Origin of the sequence: Photobacterium leiognathi, from assembly GCF_030685535.1 — a bacterium.
In the GTDB taxonomy this organism is placed as follows: Bacteria; Pseudomonadota; Gammaproteobacteria; order Enterobacterales; family Vibrionaceae; genus Photobacterium; species Photobacterium leiognathi.
Window position 1 is genome coordinate 2,272,304 of record NZ_CP131601.1, and the last position, 17,793, is coordinate 2,290,096.

Annotated in this window: 13 protein-coding genes and 1 pseudogene; 8 read left to right on the top strand and 6 right to left on the bottom strand. The window is 39.5% G+C overall.

Features of this window, described 5'->3' with window-relative positions; genetic code table 11:
- The first annotated feature begins 691 nt into the window (after nt 1-691).
- From nhaC to Q7674_RS17410, 4 genes are all read left to right on the top strand, one after another.
- A complete protein-coding gene (gene nhaC, locus Q7674_RS17395) occupies nt 692-2,143 on the top strand; it encodes a Na+/H+ antiporter NhaC (protein WP_008987572.1) in 1,452 nt (483 codons plus the stop codon).
- Between the two features lie 461 nt (nt 2,144-2,604).
- Complete coding sequence (locus Q7674_RS17400) at nt 2,605-3,345, top strand: nucleoside recognition domain-containing protein (protein ID WP_045062718.1); 741 nt, start codon at nt 2,605-2,607, stop codon at nt 3,343-3,345.
- The gene (locus Q7674_RS17405; protein WP_008987574.1) at nt 3,345-3,806 is read left to right on the top strand and encodes a YjiG family protein; all 462 of its coding nucleotides are present in this window, start codon (nt 3,345-3,347) and stop codon (nt 3,804-3,806) included. Before Q7674_RS17400 ends, Q7674_RS17405 begins: the two co-directional genes overlap by 1 nt.
- A gap of 121 nt (nt 3,807-3,927) precedes the next feature.
- Nucleotides 3,928-5,049, top strand: a complete 1,122-nt coding sequence (locus tag Q7674_RS17410) for a M20 family metallopeptidase (protein WP_045062716.1) — start codon at nt 3,928-3,930, stop codon at nt 5,047-5,049.
- Between the two features lie 61 nt (nt 5,050-5,110).
- Here Q7674_RS17410 and Q7674_RS17415 read toward each other — a convergent pair whose 3' ends face one another.
- From Q7674_RS17415 to Q7674_RS17425, 3 genes are all read right to left on the bottom strand, one after another.
- A complete protein-coding gene (locus Q7674_RS17415) occupies nt 5,111-7,771 on the bottom strand; it encodes a M14 family zinc carboxypeptidase (RefSeq protein ID WP_045062715.1) in 2,661 nt (886 codons plus the stop codon).
- A 386-nt stretch (nt 7,772-8,157) separates the two neighbouring features.
- Nucleotides 8,158-9,201: an ATP-grasp domain-containing protein gene (locus Q7674_RS17420; protein WP_305422948.1), complete on the bottom strand. Its 1,044-nt coding sequence runs from the start codon at nt 9,199-9,201 to the stop codon at nt 8,158-8,160.
- Nucleotides 9,202-9,215: 14 nt separating this feature from the next.
- Nucleotides 9,216-10,190 (bottom strand): ATP-grasp domain-containing protein, encoded by a 975-nt coding sequence (locus Q7674_RS17425; RefSeq protein WP_045062713.1) that lies wholly within the window; start codon nt 10,188-10,190, stop codon nt 9,216-9,218.
- A 139-nt stretch (nt 10,191-10,329) separates the two neighbouring features.
- Between Q7674_RS17425 and Q7674_RS17430 the strand changes: the two genes are divergently transcribed.
- A complete protein-coding gene (locus Q7674_RS17430) occupies nt 10,330-11,427 on the top strand; it encodes a M20 family metallopeptidase (protein ID WP_023931629.1) in 1,098 nt (365 codons plus the stop codon).
- 183 nt (nt 11,428-11,610) lie between these two features.
- On the opposite strand, the gene Q7674_RS17435 is transcribed toward Q7674_RS17430, so the two are convergent.
- Nucleotides 11,611-11,979 carry a nitrous oxide-stimulated promoter family protein gene (locus tag Q7674_RS17435; protein ID WP_023931628.1) on the bottom strand — a complete coding sequence of 123 codons (369 nt, stop codon included), beginning with the start codon at nt 11,977-11,979 and terminating at the stop codon, nt 11,611-11,613.
- A 312-nt stretch (nt 11,980-12,291) separates the two neighbouring features.
- The gene (yejK, locus tag Q7674_RS17440; RefSeq protein WP_045062711.1) at nt 12,292-13,305 is read right to left on the bottom strand and encodes a nucleoid-associated protein YejK; all 1,014 of its coding nucleotides are present in this window, start codon (nt 13,303-13,305) and stop codon (nt 12,292-12,294) included.
- 75 nt (nt 13,306-13,380) lie between these two features.
- Here yejK and Q7674_RS17445 point away from each other — a divergent pair, with 75 nt between their 5' ends.
- Nucleotides 13,381-13,599 (top strand): YejL family protein, encoded by a 219-nt coding sequence (locus tag Q7674_RS17445; protein WP_023931626.1) that lies wholly within the window; start codon nt 13,381-13,383, stop codon nt 13,597-13,599.
- 51 nt (nt 13,600-13,650) lie between these two features.
- A pseudogene (locus Q7674_RS17450) lies at nt 13,651-15,531 on the top strand (DUF3413 domain-containing protein).
- Between the two features lie 52 nt (nt 15,532-15,583).
- Here the strand turns inward: Q7674_RS17450 and Q7674_RS17455 are convergent.
- Nucleotides 15,584-15,859 carry a hypothetical protein gene (locus Q7674_RS17455; protein WP_008987580.1) on the bottom strand — a complete coding sequence of 92 codons (276 nt, stop codon included), beginning with the start codon at nt 15,857-15,859 and terminating at the stop codon, nt 15,584-15,586.
- Nucleotides 15,860-16,139: 280 nt separating this feature from the next.
- On the opposite strand from Q7674_RS17455, the gene Q7674_RS17460 reads away from it, so the two are divergent.
- On the top strand, nt 16,140-17,753 hold the full coding sequence (locus tag Q7674_RS17460) for a sensor domain-containing diguanylate cyclase (RefSeq protein ID WP_045062706.1): 1,614 nt from the start codon (nt 16,140-16,142) through the stop codon (nt 17,751-17,753).
- The last annotated feature ends 40 nt before the right edge of the window (nt 17,754-17,793 follow it).

Genomic DNA, 17,793 nt, shown 5'->3' on the forward strand with positions numbered 1-17,793 from the left:
TGTAATTTAATTCTTGTTCCATCTATAGAGATTTAACACCCTAAAAACAAGCATAATTTTCACATTCAGTTAAAAATACTATCGCAAAACAGAGTAACAATCTTTGTAATTTTAAAGATATCTGAATTTCTTATCAGTGATATTAGTTTTTTTTATAAGCTCAAAAACGCAACAAAAAAGAATAAAAAAACCGCAAAAAAGCCATTTTAAAGTTACTAAACATCCACTTTTAACCGTAATTATGAAATTGAACAACAAAACATAAATAATTCAACTTAACGCATAACTTTGAAAAACAGCCCCCATCCTGATAATCTCTCTTACCGCTTTTTAGTGGATATATCACTTGTTATTTACATGTATTGTAGTTTTTTAAACTAATTAACTAGCAAGTTTTATGCTTTGAAACAAAAGAGCGAAATAAGACAAATAATATACAACCACAACAAAAAAACTAATTTTTAACAAATAAAGCACATCAAAAGCAGTATTTTTACTTCTTTTAAAAAGCAAAAGACTCAGGTCACATAAAGACACATTATTTATCGCGGTTTTAAAGCCACCTGCTACAGTAGCCAAAGTTTGTTACAAGCTGTGATACACGTGATCGATTAACCAGTATAGAAAGATTAATTACTGACTTTTGGGGCTAATTCCCCATTTTACAGGTACGATAAACAAGGTTAGAAGTATGGAAAAACAGACTGTTGTGAAACTACCCTCGTTGATGCAAGTTCTTGTTGCTCTCGGTATTTTCCTTGCACTAGCATTCTCATTTACCGCTAAATTGCATTTACCTATTCAGCTAGCACTTTACATTGGCTGGTTCATTATCATGGGTTTAGGTATTAAGTTAGGCCATGATTACAAATCGTTAGAAAAAGCAGCAACCAAAGGTATTGCAAACGGCCTCGGTGCTGTACTGATCCTATTAGCCGTTGGTGCTCTTGTTGGTACTTGGATCGCTGGCGGTATTGTTCCAACGATTATTTACTACGGTCTGAAAGCTATTCACCCTTCCATTTTCTTGCTTGCGACAATGATCATCTGTTCATTAACAGCATTAGCAACAGGTACTTCTTGGGGTGCAGCAGGTACGGCAGGTATCGCGATGATGGGTATCGGTCAAGGCTTAGGTATTCCAGCACCAATGACAGCAGGTGCGGTACTTTCTGGTTGTTACTTCGGTGATAAAATGTCACCACTATCAGATTCTGTGATCCTTGCTTCTTCAATGTCTAACGTTGAAATCATGGAACACATCAAAGGTATGCTACCTATCGCACTGATCAGTTACGTGATCACTGCCATTCTATTTACTGTTGTGGGTTACCACTACTCAGGCAATGTAGACATGACTCAAGTTGATTCAGTTATCAAAGCAATGGATCAGCAATTTGTTATCTCACCACTGTCTTTCATTCCTGTTGTTATCGTTCTTGTACTACTGGCACTGCGTTTACCATCATTCCCAGTGATCACGCTAGGTTCACTACTGGGTATTATATGGGCTGTAATGATCCAAGGTATGGATCCACTGGTTGCATTTAACACTGCGTGGGCACCATTCTCTATTAGCTCTGGTGTTGAGTTTATCGATGCGATCCTAAACCGTGGCGGTATGTCTTCAATGCTTGGCTCTGTAGCCGTGATTATCTTTGGTCTTGGTTTTGGTGGTTTACTAGATAAAGTGGGTGTGCTTCAGACTATTGCTCGTCTATTTGAAAAGCGTGTAAATTCTGCTGGTAGCCTATCAATATCAACGATTGCGACCGCTTTCCTAGGTAACGTATTTGGCTCTGCGATGTATGTTTCGCTGATCCTTACACCTAAAATCTGTGCGAAAAACTACGACCGTTTAGGTTACCAACGTAAGAACCTATCTCGTAACGCAGAGTTTGGCGGTACTTTAACATCAGGTATGGTGCCGTGGAGTGATAACGGTATTTACATGGCGAGTATCTTAGGTGTTGCTACGCTGTCTTACGCGCCATTTATGTGGTTAAGCTTCGTCTGTATCATCGTGACAATTGTATGTTCATTCATGGGTTGGTTCGTCGATCGTTGTCCACCAGCATCAGCAGAACAATTAGCACAAGATGAAGAAGAAGAAGCATTAGCGGTTAAACAACTAACCTCGTAATCACTGATTGTCATCTAAAAGAAAAGCCCCATTATTTAGCCAAATAATGGGGCTTTTTGCGTATATGCATCTTTTGTTGAACCATCACGTTATTTAACTTTCCGTTTTTATTCTCATCCCTTATCCAATACTCACCACTATCATGTTCTTAATTCTTAAATGATTAAGTCAGGACTTAGTGCTAACCACCACCTATATTAGTACATTAATATTCTGTCATTATTTAAAATACCTCATTAATGATGCGCAAGATCACAAATACAAACATACACATTTAGCAATCTTAGCTTTCAAATATTGAAGTTGATCTCAATCAACGTCTGTCAGTGATTTTTAATGAAAATACAGCTCACGCAATATTTAACGCCAGATGTACGACGGATACATGTTCATTGCGGAATGATTATCGAACTTCTATCGATATCAAACTTTTTTCTTCTCCATATAAAGGATTTATAGCTATGAGCAATAATGCTACTGAAGGCCGTAAAGTTACGGTTGGCAGCTACCTTGCCCTCGCCTTTGCGGTTGTTTTCTTCTCAGGCTTACTTCAATCGAACCAATGGTACGGTGTATTCGACTTCACCACGCTAAATGGCTCTTTTGGTAGCGTTGTGTATTCTGTTGATCAAACGGCGGAAGGCATTGAAACTGCGTCAACTTCTCTACGTGGTAAAGGCGGTAGCGGCGCGCGTGATGGCTTCTTATTCGCCCTAACCCTGATCCCAACAGTCATGTTCGCACTAGGTATGATCAACGTACTTGAACACTACGGTGCTTTAGATGCGGCTCGTAAGCTATTAACTCCATTACTTCGTCCTTTAATGGGGATCCCAGGCAACTCAGGTCTAGCACTTATAGCATCACTGCAAAGTACCGATGCGGGTGCTGCAATGACACGCCAATTAAAAGATGAAGGTCACTTAACTAAACGAGAAACTGACGTCTTTACCATGTTCCAATTCTCCGCTGGTGCCACCATCGTTAACTTCTTCTCATCAGGTGCTGTGCTATTTACTTTAACCTATGCATCAGGTGAGTTAGCTGTTACTTCATCGCTTGGTTTAGCTGTCGCTATCATGTTCATCTTCAAATTTGTTGGTGCCAATATTTTCCGTATTTACCTCAACATCACTGAAGGCAAAGAAAATAAAGACGATAAAGACAACCAGAAAAATGTGATCAGTCAGGAGAACGCATAATGACTACAGCAAAGAAACCAATGGTGACGGACATTTTCGTTGAAGGCGCTAAAAAAGGCTGGGTGATTGCAACCACTTCAACGGTTCCTAACGTCCTGATGGCATTTGTGATCATCAAAGCGCTACAAATCACTGGCGCACTTGATGCGATGGGCACACTGTTCTCACCAATCATGGCTATCTTCGGCCTACCGGGTGAAGCAGCAGCAGTACTAATTGGCGCATGGATGTCAATGGGCGGCGCTGTCGGTGTGGTGATCACCCTGTTTGACCAAGGCATTTTAACGGGCGAACACATCGCAATTTTAGCGCCTGCTATCTACCTAATGGGGTCACAAGTTCAGTACATGGGCCGCATCATGGGTCCTATTGGTACTGAAGGTCGCTACATTCCTGTAATGATTGCGATTTCTGTACTGAATGCTTTTGCTGCCATGTTCGTGATGAACATCTTAGTATAAGCCCTTTCTCATTGCCGTGAGTACTTGCTCACGGCAAATGCTTTTCATCATAAGCGAACACCACTTCTTTTGATTTCTGCATTGATGCTGTTTTCTGCATCGACGCAACTAGGAGCTGATTATGTCTTTTTGTCTTGATTCTTACCTAGAAGAGCTACGCCCTTTAATTAACGTTGATTGTGGCACTTTAACTTTTGAAGGCATTAACTTTATTGCTGATACCATGGCGCAAAAATACCAAGAGCTTGGTTGGCACATTAAGCGTGTTGATTGCGGTATTGCGGGCACTGGTTTAGAGATTCGTAACAAACCAGAAGCTAAGCATATTGATGCGATGCTAATTGGTCACATGGATACCGTTTTCCCAGTCGGCACTGTAGCCGCTCGCCCTATGACCACTGATGAAACCAAAGCCTATGGCCCAGGTGTTTCAGATATGAAATCTGGCCTATTGAATATCCTTTATGCGCTACGTGGTTTAGAGCAAGCAACATTAGATAAGCTATCTATTTGTGTGTGTATGAACCCAGATGAAGAAATTGGCTCATTACATTCTGAAGCATGGCTTAAAAGCGTTGCCGTTAATGCAAAGCATGTGTTTGTTGCAGAAGCCGCACGTGCTGATGGCTCATTAGTTAAAGCCCGTAAGGGTATGGCACGTTACCGTTTAGGTTTTCACGGTAAAGCCGCACATGCGGGTAACGAGCCTGAAAATGGTCGTAGTGCAATCAGTGAAATGGCACATTGGATCATTGCGATTAATGAACTCACTAACTTCACATCTGGCACTACCTTCAACGTGGGTGTGGTAAAAGGCGGTGCTGGCGCAAACATCGTGCCTGACTTTGCTGAAGCCATTGTTGATGTTCGTTTTTGGGATAACGATGAATATGCAGTAGCTGACGAGAAAATTCGAGCGCTATGTGAAACACCGTTTACTGCTGACGTAAAAGTCGTGGTTGAGCGTGAGGCACATAAACCATCAATGGTACCAAGCCCACAGACCGAGCTATTAATGGCACAAGTTGAAGCAATCGGTAAAGATTTGGGTATTGATATTACATGGCAAGCAGTCGGTGGTGGATCTGACGCTAACCTAACAGCAGTGTTAGGTGTTCCAACATTAGATGGTCTCGGTCCTATTGGTGCAGGTTTCCACAGTGCAGACGAGTGGCTAGATCTGACTTCAATTGAGCCTCGTATTCGTTTACTGCAACGTATCTTAGAAAAACTCGCTGCGTAAACAATGATTAAAACTGGCATGTAAAACAACGAAAGACTGCATGATGCAGTCTTTCTTCGTCTTATTCACCGTCTCTATATAACTGTTCCGCTTCATCTTGCGGCTCCAACTCATCAAATATCACAGGTGAAATGCTATCACTGCTAAACTGCAATGTTACTGGTTCAGAATAATTCGGAACATTGTCATAGCTAAACACCGAGTAAAATTTCGGTATATTCGCATTCCCAAATCGGTCAAATGTATATTCATCCTTGCCAGCATAAAGCTTTACACCGTCTAGTGGTGTTCGAGGAGGATGAAAGCAATTTCTTACCACATACACACCTACAAAATCTGGATCGTCAGGCTTCTTCCAGGTCAATTTCGTTGCACCATCAACTAGTGTGGCATTTAAGTCTGTTGGTGCTGCCACTGGTTGTTTTCTACGTTCTATGTACTCAATAACCAACTGCGGACATTTTTCACTATCACAATTGAACCAAGTCACCATGGCATTTTTGTGCCTTGACGCCGAAGTGGCACGGATGATCAAATTAAGAGGCTGCCCACTGCTAATAACATCTTCTAAATGTTTTCTTGCAGAGCTATCAAACATAAAGCTTTTTCTAGGCGATTTAGATAAACCGATACTACTTGCCTCGTAGCCTAGGTATTCGATTTTTTCACGATTTTTTACGCTATCAAAATCAAGGTTATCAATTTCAGCAATATCAACAGTGAAGCGCATTGGTTGTGCAATCTCTCTCGATTGCTCATGCTCTATCTCAAAATAGGCTTGAGTGATAACAATCTCTTTTTCCTGATTGAGGCAGTCTAATGAAAACATGACTTGCCCAAAGACTGTATTTTCATCACTGTCAAAGCCACATTGGATAACATTCTTTTGTGGTGGTTCTTGTAGGGTAAAAGTATGACAATCACTTGCCGATATCGCGACCTTAGATGTTTTTTTGGTGTAGATAACTTCCAAACTTGGGCGGTAATGAATACCACCACCAAAACGGCCATAACCGATATCAAATTGCATAATTTGGGAATCATTACCAATAGGAAGCGAAGTCGGCCCCTGAATTTTTAGAAGTAAACGTCCTTGATTTAATTGTTGTTGCAGTAATTGTTTCTCTATCGCACTGAAACACCAAGACTTCCAAATACCTTGCGTAATTTGATCGGAGCAAATGGCATCACCTAGAGTTTGTTGCGGTACAGCTTGATGAATTTGATCAAAACTTCGAATATTAGTAATTTCTTCTGGATCAAGAATAGAAACTGACCATTCGCCATAATTTTCTATTTTGGCGCCTACACGGTTCATTGGATATAGCGAAAAACAGGCATCTTTAATAATCGCATCTTCGGGCAATCTATCAATATCAAAGGCAATGACACCATAACAGATACCTTTAGTTTTATTGACACCAATAAACAAAGAATTATACCCAAAATGGTCCGCATTAAACTCTTTTGTTAATTCCCCTACATAGCCAATTTGTTCAGCAGCAGGGAATAAGGTGTAAGAAAACTCATCTTTTGCCAAATTTGTTTTTATCTTCAGTTCTGGAGCGAAAGGTGATTTTATTCGTGTCACCCGATTCACTTTTCTCAAATTATAAAAGTATCGATGACCAGATTGTAATTGGCTATCAGTGAAACTATTTTCGGAAGTATTGGCGATTAAGGTTTCAGGAGTACAATGGTATTTGGGCGTATCACTTCGATAAATTTGATAATAGCAATTACTATCGTCCTCACCACTATTCCAAACTAATTCAACTTGGGTATCATCAACCTGCTTAATCGTGAAGTTTTCAGGTCGAGATGGCGCAAGTTCAGAATAATCAATCGCACTATTTAACGCATAAAGCAAAGCAGGAATATTCTCATTCACACTTTGCGTCATGTTAACTAAATAGTCCGGTATATTCCGACTACCTACCTCGACAACACTGGAGAGAATCCCGCGATCATAGTAGTATTCACGACCACTTCCATGGATCAAATTAGCAGGTGGCTTACCTCTATGTATGCCATATTGTCTGTTTGTTACTTTATGAATTTTATGCGCCATATTGGCGCATAAAATATTTAAGTCGGTCCCTTCAATTTCAGCTTCATGGTTAAACTTATGCGCAGGGAAAAACACGTTCCCCTGCGAGTGATAATCTAACGCAATACTGATATTTTTATGTTCTTCAACAAACCTTTTTATCGCTTGTGTTTCTGGCTCTGAAAATGCTTCAGGTCCACTATAAATATTCGACTGAGTATCAAAACTACGCTTAAAATTCACGCCAAAGTTTCGATTCAAATCAACACCAAAGGTACCGTCTTTATTATCTCGTCTATTTTTGCGCCAAAATGAAAAGTGCTGTCTTGAATATTCAAAACCGTCAGGGTTCAAACAAGGCACCATATAGAGTGTGTTCCGCGTTAATGCCTCAACAACATCGGGATTTGAAGGGTAATTATCAAGAATATACTGAATAAAATTTACAGCTAACTCGATACCAATCCATTCTCTTGCGTGAATCGTTCCCGTATAAAGTAATGCGGGCTTCAAATCTGCATAAGCCACATCTTGTGACAAAGTCACCATCATGATTGGGCGATCTTCATGAGTCTGACCAATATTCTGCAACCGGATCAAGTGAGGATACATCTCCATTGCCTCGGTGAGAAAATCAATCGTATCTTGATAAGAGAGATATTGTTTTTTCATTACTCAACCTCACTCGGCTGAGTATTCCAAGCTGCAATAATTGCATTGAGTTTTTTCTGCTTTAAATTACTAACTTCAAGTAATCGTGAAGGGTGATTATTCAATACATCCAAAGTTCCAGCTACACCAAAACACTCAACAACATTGTTAGCAAGATTTACTCCGATGCCTTTAACTGAGGTAAAAAACTCGATTATCTGTTGTTGATTAAGCGCATCCTCTGTCTTATCTGAATCAATAGCTGCTGTTGGGTATTGCGCTTGCTCGACACCTAAATCTAGTGTCTTTTCTAATTCCGCTTGCGCTTTCGGTTCTAAAAACTTCGCTAAAAACTGATTCAGTCCGTTATCACCACTATGTATACCTTGTAAGTTCCAGACTTCACTTTACCACTCTTCATTAAGATCATCTTGGATGTTTTCTAGCGCATATAACTTATCTTGAGGATTTAATTCACCCGTATCCGTTGAAAACGACGCTTGTCCAAATGAGATATTACGCATCGTTCTCAATAGCGAGGAATCAATTTTTCCCAACTCCTCCCAGTTTTTATGAGGGAAGTAAGGCTTTTTAAACATCTCAGGCGCCAGTTGCCACATTAGATATTGCCCAATCCAATCACGAATATAAGGGAAAGCAGCAAACGCCGTTGCACATTCTAAAATACTGTATTCATCGTTATGACTCACTGCAATATCACATGCCCAATATTCAGCTTTCGCAGCTTTAGATGCTTTAATTGCGACTTCCAGCACTTTCTCTGGAATGGCTTGATAATCCATACTGCCACCTTGGCTAGTATTGGTTAGCCACTCTCCTTCTGGCGGCCTACGCCAAAAAGCACACACAGGTTTATGCCCAATCAACATCACACGAATATCCGCTTTCATTGGAACAAAATCTTGAATATAAGCAGGAAAATAACGACGTTCAGAAAATAGCTTTACTGCCTCATCAGCACTATCTACTTTGTGGACAAAATACCCACCGTAGTTTGATGGTCCATATGAACGCTTAATAATTTTCGGATAACTGGTCTCATTGATATAGTCAAGTGCCTCTTCCACATTATAAAATATCTTTGTTTTAGGTATAGGAAGTTGATACTTATGACAAAAGTGAGTGACATTTTCTTTAGATTTATTACAAAACTGCGAATCCAAAGACGGAATAAACTTCACATTCGGAAGTGCTCTTGAGATATCGCGAAATGTTTCGTAAGCAGTAGCTGGAATGTTTCCGATCAGTACATCAATTTTTTTTCTCTTCACTTCATTGATAAAGCGTTGCTTATCATTAGCCCAATGATAAGTCACTTGCTCAATCTTATCCGGCCAACCTTTGAAATTCGAACGATCAAAGAAACGTAAGACATGATCTAAATAAAGTAAGCCTAGTTTTGGTCGAGAAGTTGTATTAACGCTTTGCATATTTCCTCCTTAAATTATGCGAAATCAGTGAAAACAGTATCAGTAGGAACGTTTGAATTAGTGGATACAATGTTTGAACGATGGCTCTGCTTTCTTGTTTTTCTATCAATAAGATCAACAATGCATTGAACTTTCTTAGCGTTAAAATTGATTCCCATTTTTTCTTGCTCTGGTGTTGCAAAGGCGGGAATACCGTTAACTTCGAGAACAACATATTTTTGATGCTCTATATCATAAATAATATCAACGCCCGCAATTTCTAAACCCGTAATACGTGCCGCTTTAAGGGCTAGTTCAATAACCTCTGGCGGAGCTTCTCGTTGTATGACATTACCACCACTTGTGACGTTTGTTTTCCAACTTCCCTCTGCTGCCTTTCTTCCATAACAGGCAATAAACTGATCATCAACAATATCGACACGGTAATCAGTGAAGTCATTCTCAATGATACGCTCTAGATATAGCTGAGGTGATGCTTGATTAACGATATAAGGATAGATTAAGTCAAGATCACGTTCACTTTCGAGTTTGATGATCCCGTTACCTCCCCAGCCATTGATTGGTTTACAAATGGCTTGTCCTTGCCAAAAATGAAAATGTTTTTTTAAGTTATCTATATTTTTTTTATTGCAAACAACATAGTCTGGCGTGTTAATACCATGCCTTTTTAATAATTGAGCGGTTTTGAATTTATCTTCTGTTAATTCAAATGCTTCATAATTATTAATAGTCGGAATAATAGTACTAAGAGTTTGATACAGATACGTTTGATAAGGTGTTTGTTGACCTGCATTATATGAAAAAAACAGATCTAACGAGCCCATATCCTGATCATTACAGAAAATACTGCCGTCATGAGCTACCGCATTACCAAGATCAAGGTTGGTAACAACACTGATGTCTCGTTCATTAAGCTTAGAGACTAATTGCTCCTGTATCTGCTCACCGCCACCGTTTTGATACATCCATAATCCAATACGACGTTCCATTTTAACCCTCTACTTTAAATGCGTAATAAGCATATAATTCACCACTTAATGTAAACATGGTTTCATATAAACTTGTCAAAATGCAATAATTATTATCAAATTAGTATCATATTAAAATTGCATTCATGTGGAGTTAACTATGAAACACGATGATTATTTAGTTCTTAAGACAATGATGGAAAAAAATTCTTGGACCAAAAACAAAAAAGGAGTCGATGAATATGGTCAATTGATGACAGGTTGGCTAAAAGAGCTGGGTATGGATCTACAGTGTTTTCAGCGTTCCGAAGTAGGTAATCACCTGCTCTTTACCTCTTCACATAAAGCTCAATCACCAACCCTTCTTCTCCTTGGTCACCTTGATACGGTATTTCCACCAGATACATTTGAAGAAGTCAGTGAGGATGAAGAGTGGCTATACGGACCAGGTGCGTGTGATATGAAAGGTGGGAATTTTGTGGCATTAATGGCACTACGCAATATCTACGAATCACTTGGGCAAGTTCAAAATATAGATGTCTTACTCGTCAGTGATGAAGAAACTGGCAGTGATGATAGTAAGTCTCTACTTCGAACTATTGCGCCGAATTACAGTGCTTGTATTGATTTCGAAGCGGCAGGAAAAAACCATGAAGTAGTAACAGCACGAAAAGGTATTGCTACCTACACTATTAATATTGAGGGTAAAGCAGCGCATGCTGGTAACCATTTTTGCGATGGTGCAGATGCCAATTTAGTCGCAGCAAAACTTCTTATTCAGTTAGCCGAACAAACCTATCTTGAAAGTGGAACCACAATCAATGTCGGAAAAATAAATGGTGGTATTGGTGCCAATACAATATCACCACACGCAACTCTCACCGTAGAAGCTCGCTTTACTAGTCTTAATGAGCAAAAACGAATTATTGATGTTATACCTAAACTCGTTAATAACTATAACAAAGATGGTATTACCCTATTTATTGATGGCGGGTTACAGAGAGATGTTATGGTACCGACATCAGATCAAGCTGCATTAATTGATAGGCTATCGAGCATTATTGATACCCCATTAAAAACTGAAAAACGAGGAGGTGTCAGCGACGCTAATATTATTGCGGGAATGGGTGTACCTACCCTTGATGGCTTTGGTCCTTATGGCGATGGCGATCATACAAAGCATGAGCGAGTATCAAAAAAAAGCATAGAGAGAAGGATCTCAGAGGTGACTAAGATATTAGAATATTATGCTTCGTAAGTTAAAGAGACAATCTGACTTTAATTTACAGTGATAATATTGGTAAGACGGTGGATTATTCTTAGTTCATACCATTTTATACTAAGAGAACTCTATAATTGTATGGCTAGTTTAGAGCTCTACATAATCCACTGGTTAAATCAAAATACATCTGTTCATACTTTATGCTAAACCGATCCTGGATTAGCCCGTTTTCGTAAAGATCTCCGCTTTTCCTGCTGACATCTGGGCACTGTGTAAATTGTCTAATTTAAATTGTAACGCCCGGATAGGATGACGCCATAAGTAACGTGGAAACGTCCAACGCAATACATGGATCATCTGTAAACGCTTAGCCGATTGATAGCAATGCCCAATACAATGCGAACAGCTAGGTTTATCCTCACCTAACCGACAACCGCTAACACGTTCTTCAACATACTCGATAAGACTTTCACATTCAGGACAAATAATTGCCCCACGGTGCAACGTTTTACAATATAGGCGAATCATCGCTTTCACTGCGTTCAGTTCACGTTGCGAACGAACTGAATGATTGTTTTGAACTATCATAGTGGGGTTATTATCCACCGGACGTTGCAATATCCAATGACAAAGATCAATTTTTAAAAATAATCCTATCTATATGAGCAAATAACGAAACAAGCCCATAAAGATTGATTAAAACGCGATCTTTAATACATTGTTCAATATTTAATAACACAGCGTACCAAATAAAAAACATTTCATTAGCAGCATTTTCCAGCTTTATAACAGATAAAAAATAGCCCTGAATGCCTCACTTTCATCAAATAGTGAAAGCACACAATCAGGGCCATGAGTATTTAGCCGTTGTTACTAATTACGGACAAGCCATTTGGATGATTAGTTATCCGAATTTAAACGACGTAATAACTGATCTTTTAAGTTCGGTGGCGTACCTTTAATCGTTAAAGTATCGGTTTCCGCATCATAGAAAATGCGCTCACCTAACAACATGCTATCAAAGTTCAGCGTCATACCACCGCCAGAACCCACAAATTTGGTCAGTTTACGCATTGCAGTACGATCGGCAGGGAAACTTTCTTCTAACTCGTAACCTTGTTTAGAAGTAAATTCATAGAAGTTAGTCCCATCATCAGAAGTAGGCAGTTCACTTGCAAGCTCTTTAACCGTAACTTCATCACCTGCTTGTAGCTGACTATTACAGTAATCGTAAACTTGCTTACGGTATTGCTGCTTTTCTTCTTTATCTAAACGAGAATCCGCGCAGAAATCTTCAACCGCCTGCATCAGAACTTGGTTCTGCTCTTTCACGTCCAAGCCAACATCTGCTTGCATAAAATCTAAGAAGAAATCGGCAATCTTACGACCTACTCGACCTTTAATAAAAGTAAGGTAACGTTTCGAGTCAGGATCGGTTTCCCATGATGACAAGTCGATACGTGCCACGATATCCATTTTCGCGATATCAAGGTAATCGGTCACGCTTATACTTAGCTGCTCAGTCACCTTCATGCTGTGGCAAGTAGGCAACATACCGATAAACAGGTAATCAGTTGCTAGTGACTGATACTCAGCCATGACAATTGTGCCCGCTTCCGCGAATGGATATTTCGCTAATTCGGTTTGTAAACGCTTCGCTGACATATTAGAAAAAGTCAGAAAATCTAACTCACCTTGACGAAATTGCTTTAACCAATGGGAAAATTCACTGTCTTGAGCAAAAAGTGCAAAACCTTTCGCACCTTTACTACTGTAAATGCGGTTAAGTTCAGCCACGAGATCTTCTGTCGATGCATCGTTCTCTAGTGTCTGATTTCTAAGATGTATTTCTAGTTCATCTTGGTCGTTTTTTGTCAATTGATGAAGAATGACATTAGAAAGTGTAAGGCTCATAATGAAAAGGTTTTCAAGAAAACTGAACTCTAGGTTATCATAAGTCGCTTACGTAAACATTAAACAAGATTTCTTATGCCAATTACTTCAAAATACACAAATAAACAAGTTGAACAAATTATTGATGACGTGTTCGATGTACTTGAAAAGCATCAAACTTCGCCAGAACTAGCACTAATGGTTGTTGGTGATATTGCGACTAATATCATTAACGCAAACGTGCCAGCTGCTCAACGTGCAGTGATTGCAGAAAAATTTGCTAAAGCTCTGCAGACCTCAATTAAAAAAGACTAAGTTTAGTCATCTGATTAAACTTGCATTGAAGACTGAGAAGAATTGACATTTATGGTCGCCAGCGGAAATACCTACAAAGAGAAAGTCTCACAGCTGATTAGCTGGGGACATTGGTTCAGTTTCTTTAATATCATCGCAGCCATGCTATTGGGTACGCGATATATTACTCATTCAGACTGGCCTGCAACCTTGATCGGACAACTTTACCTTTTGTTAAGTTGGGTTGGTCACTTTGGATTTCTTGTTTTTGGTATTTATATTCTCATTATATTTCCAGCAAGCTTCCTGATCCCATCACAACGCTTAATGCGTTTATTTGGTGTACTCGTTGCCACTGTTGGTCTAACCGCCCTATTGCTTGATACCTATGCGTACCAAAGCGTTGATCTCCATTTAAGCCCACTGGTCTGGGACTTATTGTTGAGTGGCGATAAAACAGAATTAAATGCTCGCTGGCAGTACCTATTTGTTGTTGTTCCAGTCATCTTCCTCTTAGAGCTTATGTGCTCTGAGTGGGTATGGCGCAAACTTAGAAAGCTAACACGTAAACATGTTGGCGGTCCTATCGCTTTTGTTTTCGGCGTTTGCTTTCTAGGTAGCCACCTTATTTATATCTGGGCGGATGCAAACTTATACCGTCCCGTTACGATGCAACGATCTAATTTCCCATTCTCTTATCCGATGACGGCAAAAACCTTCATGGAAAAGCATGGTTTATTAGATCGACAAGAATATGCTAAACGTCGTGCTGAGCAAGGCGTACAAAACAGCGAGCTCGTTCGCTACCCTATTCAAAAGCTAAGCTTTAATGATCAAGGTACAGGTCAAAACCTGATGATCATTATGGTTGATAGCCTGCGCAGTGACATGGTCACGCAGACAGTGATGCCAAATCTTTCTACCTTTGCAGATCAAAACCTCGACTTCACCGATAATTACAGTTCAAGTAACAGCGATTCAACCGGTGTCTTTGGCCTACTTTATGGTCTACCTAGTGGTTATGCAAATAGTATTCGTGCTGAGAAAAAATCACCTATTTTACTGAATACCTTACAAAACCGTGGCTACCACTTTGGTTTATTCAGTGGTGAAAATTTTGAGCTGCCAATTTACCGTGAAGCTATTTTTGCCAATACTAAGCTAGCCACAACTGACTCTGAGCATCCAGATCAGGTACCAAGCGATGCCCATGCGCTTAAAGATTGGCAACACTGGCTCGCTCAACAAAAAATTGGTCAACCTTGGTTTAGTTTCCTTGAATTGACTTCCGTACAGCAATTTAAAGAAGGTGAGCATTATAAGCCACGCTTTACTCCGTCTTTAGGCAGTAATGCCATTAATGAGAAAGGGGTTGATTCAACGTTACTTCTGAAAAACAGCTACCGTAATGCCGCTTTCCACATTGATGAAATGCTTGGTCGTATTTTCGCTGATCTTGAAGCTAAAGGCGTATTAGACAATACCATTGTTGTGATTGCTTCTAACCATGGCACTGAGTTTAATGAAACGGGTAACAATACTTGGGGCTCTGGCAGTAACTACAGCAAGTACCAAATTAAAGTGCCGTTAATCATTCACTGGTAAGATCATGCAGCACAAGATGTCACACGCCTAACCAGTAACTTGGATGTAGTACCAACATTAATGGAGTCGCTATTAAATGTTGCGACTGCACCATCTAATTACAGCTCAGGTGTCAGCTTATTTAATCAAAATGATAATCGTCGCTGGATATTATCTGGCAATGACGATGACATTGTTGTGGTGCAGAAAAAACAAACCACAGTTGTTGATAAGTATGGTAATTACAACGTCTACGATAATAATTATCAGCTAAAAGATGAAGGTAAACCAAAGCTTTCAACACTGATGCAAGTAATGAATGAATTAAAACGTTTCTACGCGCCAAAACCGTACGAAAACAATAACTAGATATTCATTGGTTATTTAAATAAAAAGCAGCATTTATTGCTGCTTTTTATTTTTAATGATAGTCATCTCTATCATCGTTGTAACAATGTTCAAAGCCATCATTCCAACCGTTGGCATATTTTCCTTTCATTGCCATCCGCTCAGGATCACGCCGAAACCCTTTTGCATACGTCATCTTATCTAACGTTCGACTATGACAGCCATCCTGATAACCATCGAGATAATGTCGAGTAAAGCCCAGCTCTGATAATTGCTCATGACGGCTAGTCGTGCATCCCAACATCAAAAAGAATGAAAATAAATAGCAGCAAATAACACCATTTTTCATTATTAGCTCTCCACTTCTATTTTATTCTTATTTCACATTCATGCAGTGGCGGAATATATATTTTCTCATTAAATAATAGAACGATGCCTAATTTTTCATTCTTAAAAACAAGACATTGAATATTAATCTGGATCCCATTTCTGATGGTTAATTTTAATAACAATACATTTTTGTGGGTTATATCGCGCCTATTTATTAGTGAGTAGTTAAAATATAAGGTGTTATAAATATTTAAAAAAATTGAAACATAGAGTTAGGCTAAATTGGAATTAACCTTGGAATGAAAAAGCACGTTGATCTTTTTTATAAAAACATAACGGAGCAATGGGGAAATGCCCATAGTTTGCGTACTCTCTGTGAGTTGACTTGCCGCAATCTCATGGAGTTTTTTGATGTCCAGCATTGTCAGATCATCGTAGCTTATAAGGGACAGTGGCACTCTTTACTTCAATTAAATGAGACAGGTATTCAGTACAGTTTTCCCCCGGTCATCATTACTGAGAATAATCACGCAGATATTTACGACACCATTACAACACAAGACAATAAACAACCTTTTATTTCCTCTAGTAAAGATTTTCATCGTGCTTGGCTACCACTGTTTCGCCGTGAACAGCGCATAGGTTGGCTAATTATTGATTTTCCACACGCAGCCAACGTTGATCTTCAAGCATTAGGACAACTACGAACATTATTAGCGTCTGAAATTGATGCCGATCTGCTGTCGCAAACCATCAAAAGTGAAAATAGTAGCCGTCGTCATGTTGAGCAGGAATTAAGAAACAGCCAACACGAACAAGTATTACTGCTTGAACAACTCCAAGCAATGCACAGTATTTCGTTTATGCTATGGCGTACAAAATCCATCAAAGAGATGCTGTTTATCGCAGTTGATGAAGGTAAAAGGCAACTCGAAATTGACCGTATGGCAGTATTTTTATTTGATGAAAAACATCATATGCACGGTACCTATGGGACGGATATTGCAGGAAATACGACCGATGAATATTATTTTGAATCGGTTATCCCGAATCAATGGTATGCCGCCCGTACCCTAAAAGAAAAAGAATACCTTGCTGTTCAAGAAAATACGCCTTTATTCCACGATTTAAAGCAGGTCGGCTTTGGTTGGAGTGCCTATATTGCCTTATGGGATGAAGATACCCCTATTGGTTGGATTGCCTGTGATAACTTATTAACGGGGCGTCCATTTAGAAGCTATCACCACCAGCTATTAAAGCAGTATGGCTTTATTATTTCTCAGCATCTTGTTCGTCATCAGGCTGAAGATCGCTTAAAGCGTCTAAATAAAGATCTTGAAAAGCGAGTACTTACACGCACGCAAGAGCTTAATGACGTCAATAAAATGCTAGAAAAAATGTCACGGCTTGACCCACTCACCAATATTGCTAACCGTCGTGTTTTTGATGAAGCCATTGTCGATGAATGGCGACGTGCAGAGCGTCACCAATTACCTATTTCATTATTGATCATGGATATTGACCACTTTAAGCAATATAACGATCACCTAGGCCATGATGCAGGTGATCTCTGTTTAAAGAAAATTGCCAATGGACTGGCTAATATAGAACGCAGAGCAGGCTCTTTATTTGCGCGTTTTGGTGGGGAGGAATTTGTTCTATTACTCCCAGGGCAAGACAGTAAAGCTGCGGTGTTCGCTGCAAAGAAAATCTTAAAAGCCATGCATGATATGGCGTTGCCATTTCCTCATAATGATAATGAGGGTACTGAGCCTATCGTAACACTCAGTATTGGAGCCAGTACCACTATACCAACACAAGGCAGCGACTATAAAACGTTATTTAATACCGCAGATAAAGCCTTATATCGCGCAAAAGGAGAAGGCAGAAACTGTTACCGTCTACTGTTATAACCAAATAAATGAGTGACTACTTACTATTATCATCACTAAT

Excerpts from the sequence above, each read along its gene's own strand:
- nhaC (WP_008987572.1), top strand. The coding sequence starts at position 692 with ATGGAAAAACAGACTGTTGTGAAACTACCCTCGTTGATGCAAGTTCTT.
- Q7674_RS17400 (WP_045062718.1), top strand. The coding sequence starts at position 2,605 with ATGAGCAATAATGCTACTGAAGGCCGTAAAGTTACGGTTGGCAGCTAC.
- Q7674_RS17405 (WP_008987574.1), top strand. The coding sequence starts at position 3,345 with ATGACTACAGCAAAGAAACCAATGGTGACGGACATTTTCGTTGAAGGC.
- Q7674_RS17410 (WP_045062716.1), top strand. The coding sequence starts at position 3,928 with ATGTCTTTTTGTCTTGATTCTTACCTAGAAGAGCTACGCCCTTTAATT.
- Q7674_RS17415 (WP_045062715.1), bottom strand. The coding sequence starts at position 7,771 with ATGAAAAAACAATATCTCTCTTATCAAGATACGATTGATTTTCTCACC.
- Q7674_RS17420 (WP_305422948.1), bottom strand. The coding sequence starts at position 9,201 with ATGCAAAGCGTTAATACAACTTCTCGACCAAAACTAGGCTTACTTTAT.
- Q7674_RS17425 (WP_045062713.1), bottom strand. The coding sequence starts at position 10,190 with ATGGAACGTCGTATTGGATTATGGATGTATCAAAACGGTGGCGGTGAG.
- Q7674_RS17430 (WP_023931629.1), top strand. The coding sequence starts at position 10,330 with ATGAAACACGATGATTATTTAGTTCTTAAGACAATGATGGAAAAAAAT.
- Q7674_RS17435 (WP_023931628.1), bottom strand. The coding sequence starts at position 11,979 with ATGATAGTTCAAAACAATCATTCAGTTCGTTCGCAACGTGAACTGAAC.
- yejK (WP_045062711.1), bottom strand. The coding sequence starts at position 13,305 with ATGAGCCTTACACTTTCTAATGTCATTCTTCATCAATTGACAAAAAAC.
- Q7674_RS17445 (WP_023931626.1), top strand. The coding sequence starts at position 13,381 with ATGCCAATTACTTCAAAATACACAAATAAACAAGTTGAACAAATTATT.
- Q7674_RS17455 (WP_008987580.1), bottom strand. The coding sequence starts at position 15,859 with ATGAAAAATGGTGTTATTTGCTGCTATTTATTTTCATTCTTTTTGATG.
- Q7674_RS17460 (WP_045062706.1), top strand. The coding sequence starts at position 16,140 with ATGAAAAAGCACGTTGATCTTTTTTATAAAAACATAACGGAGCAATGG.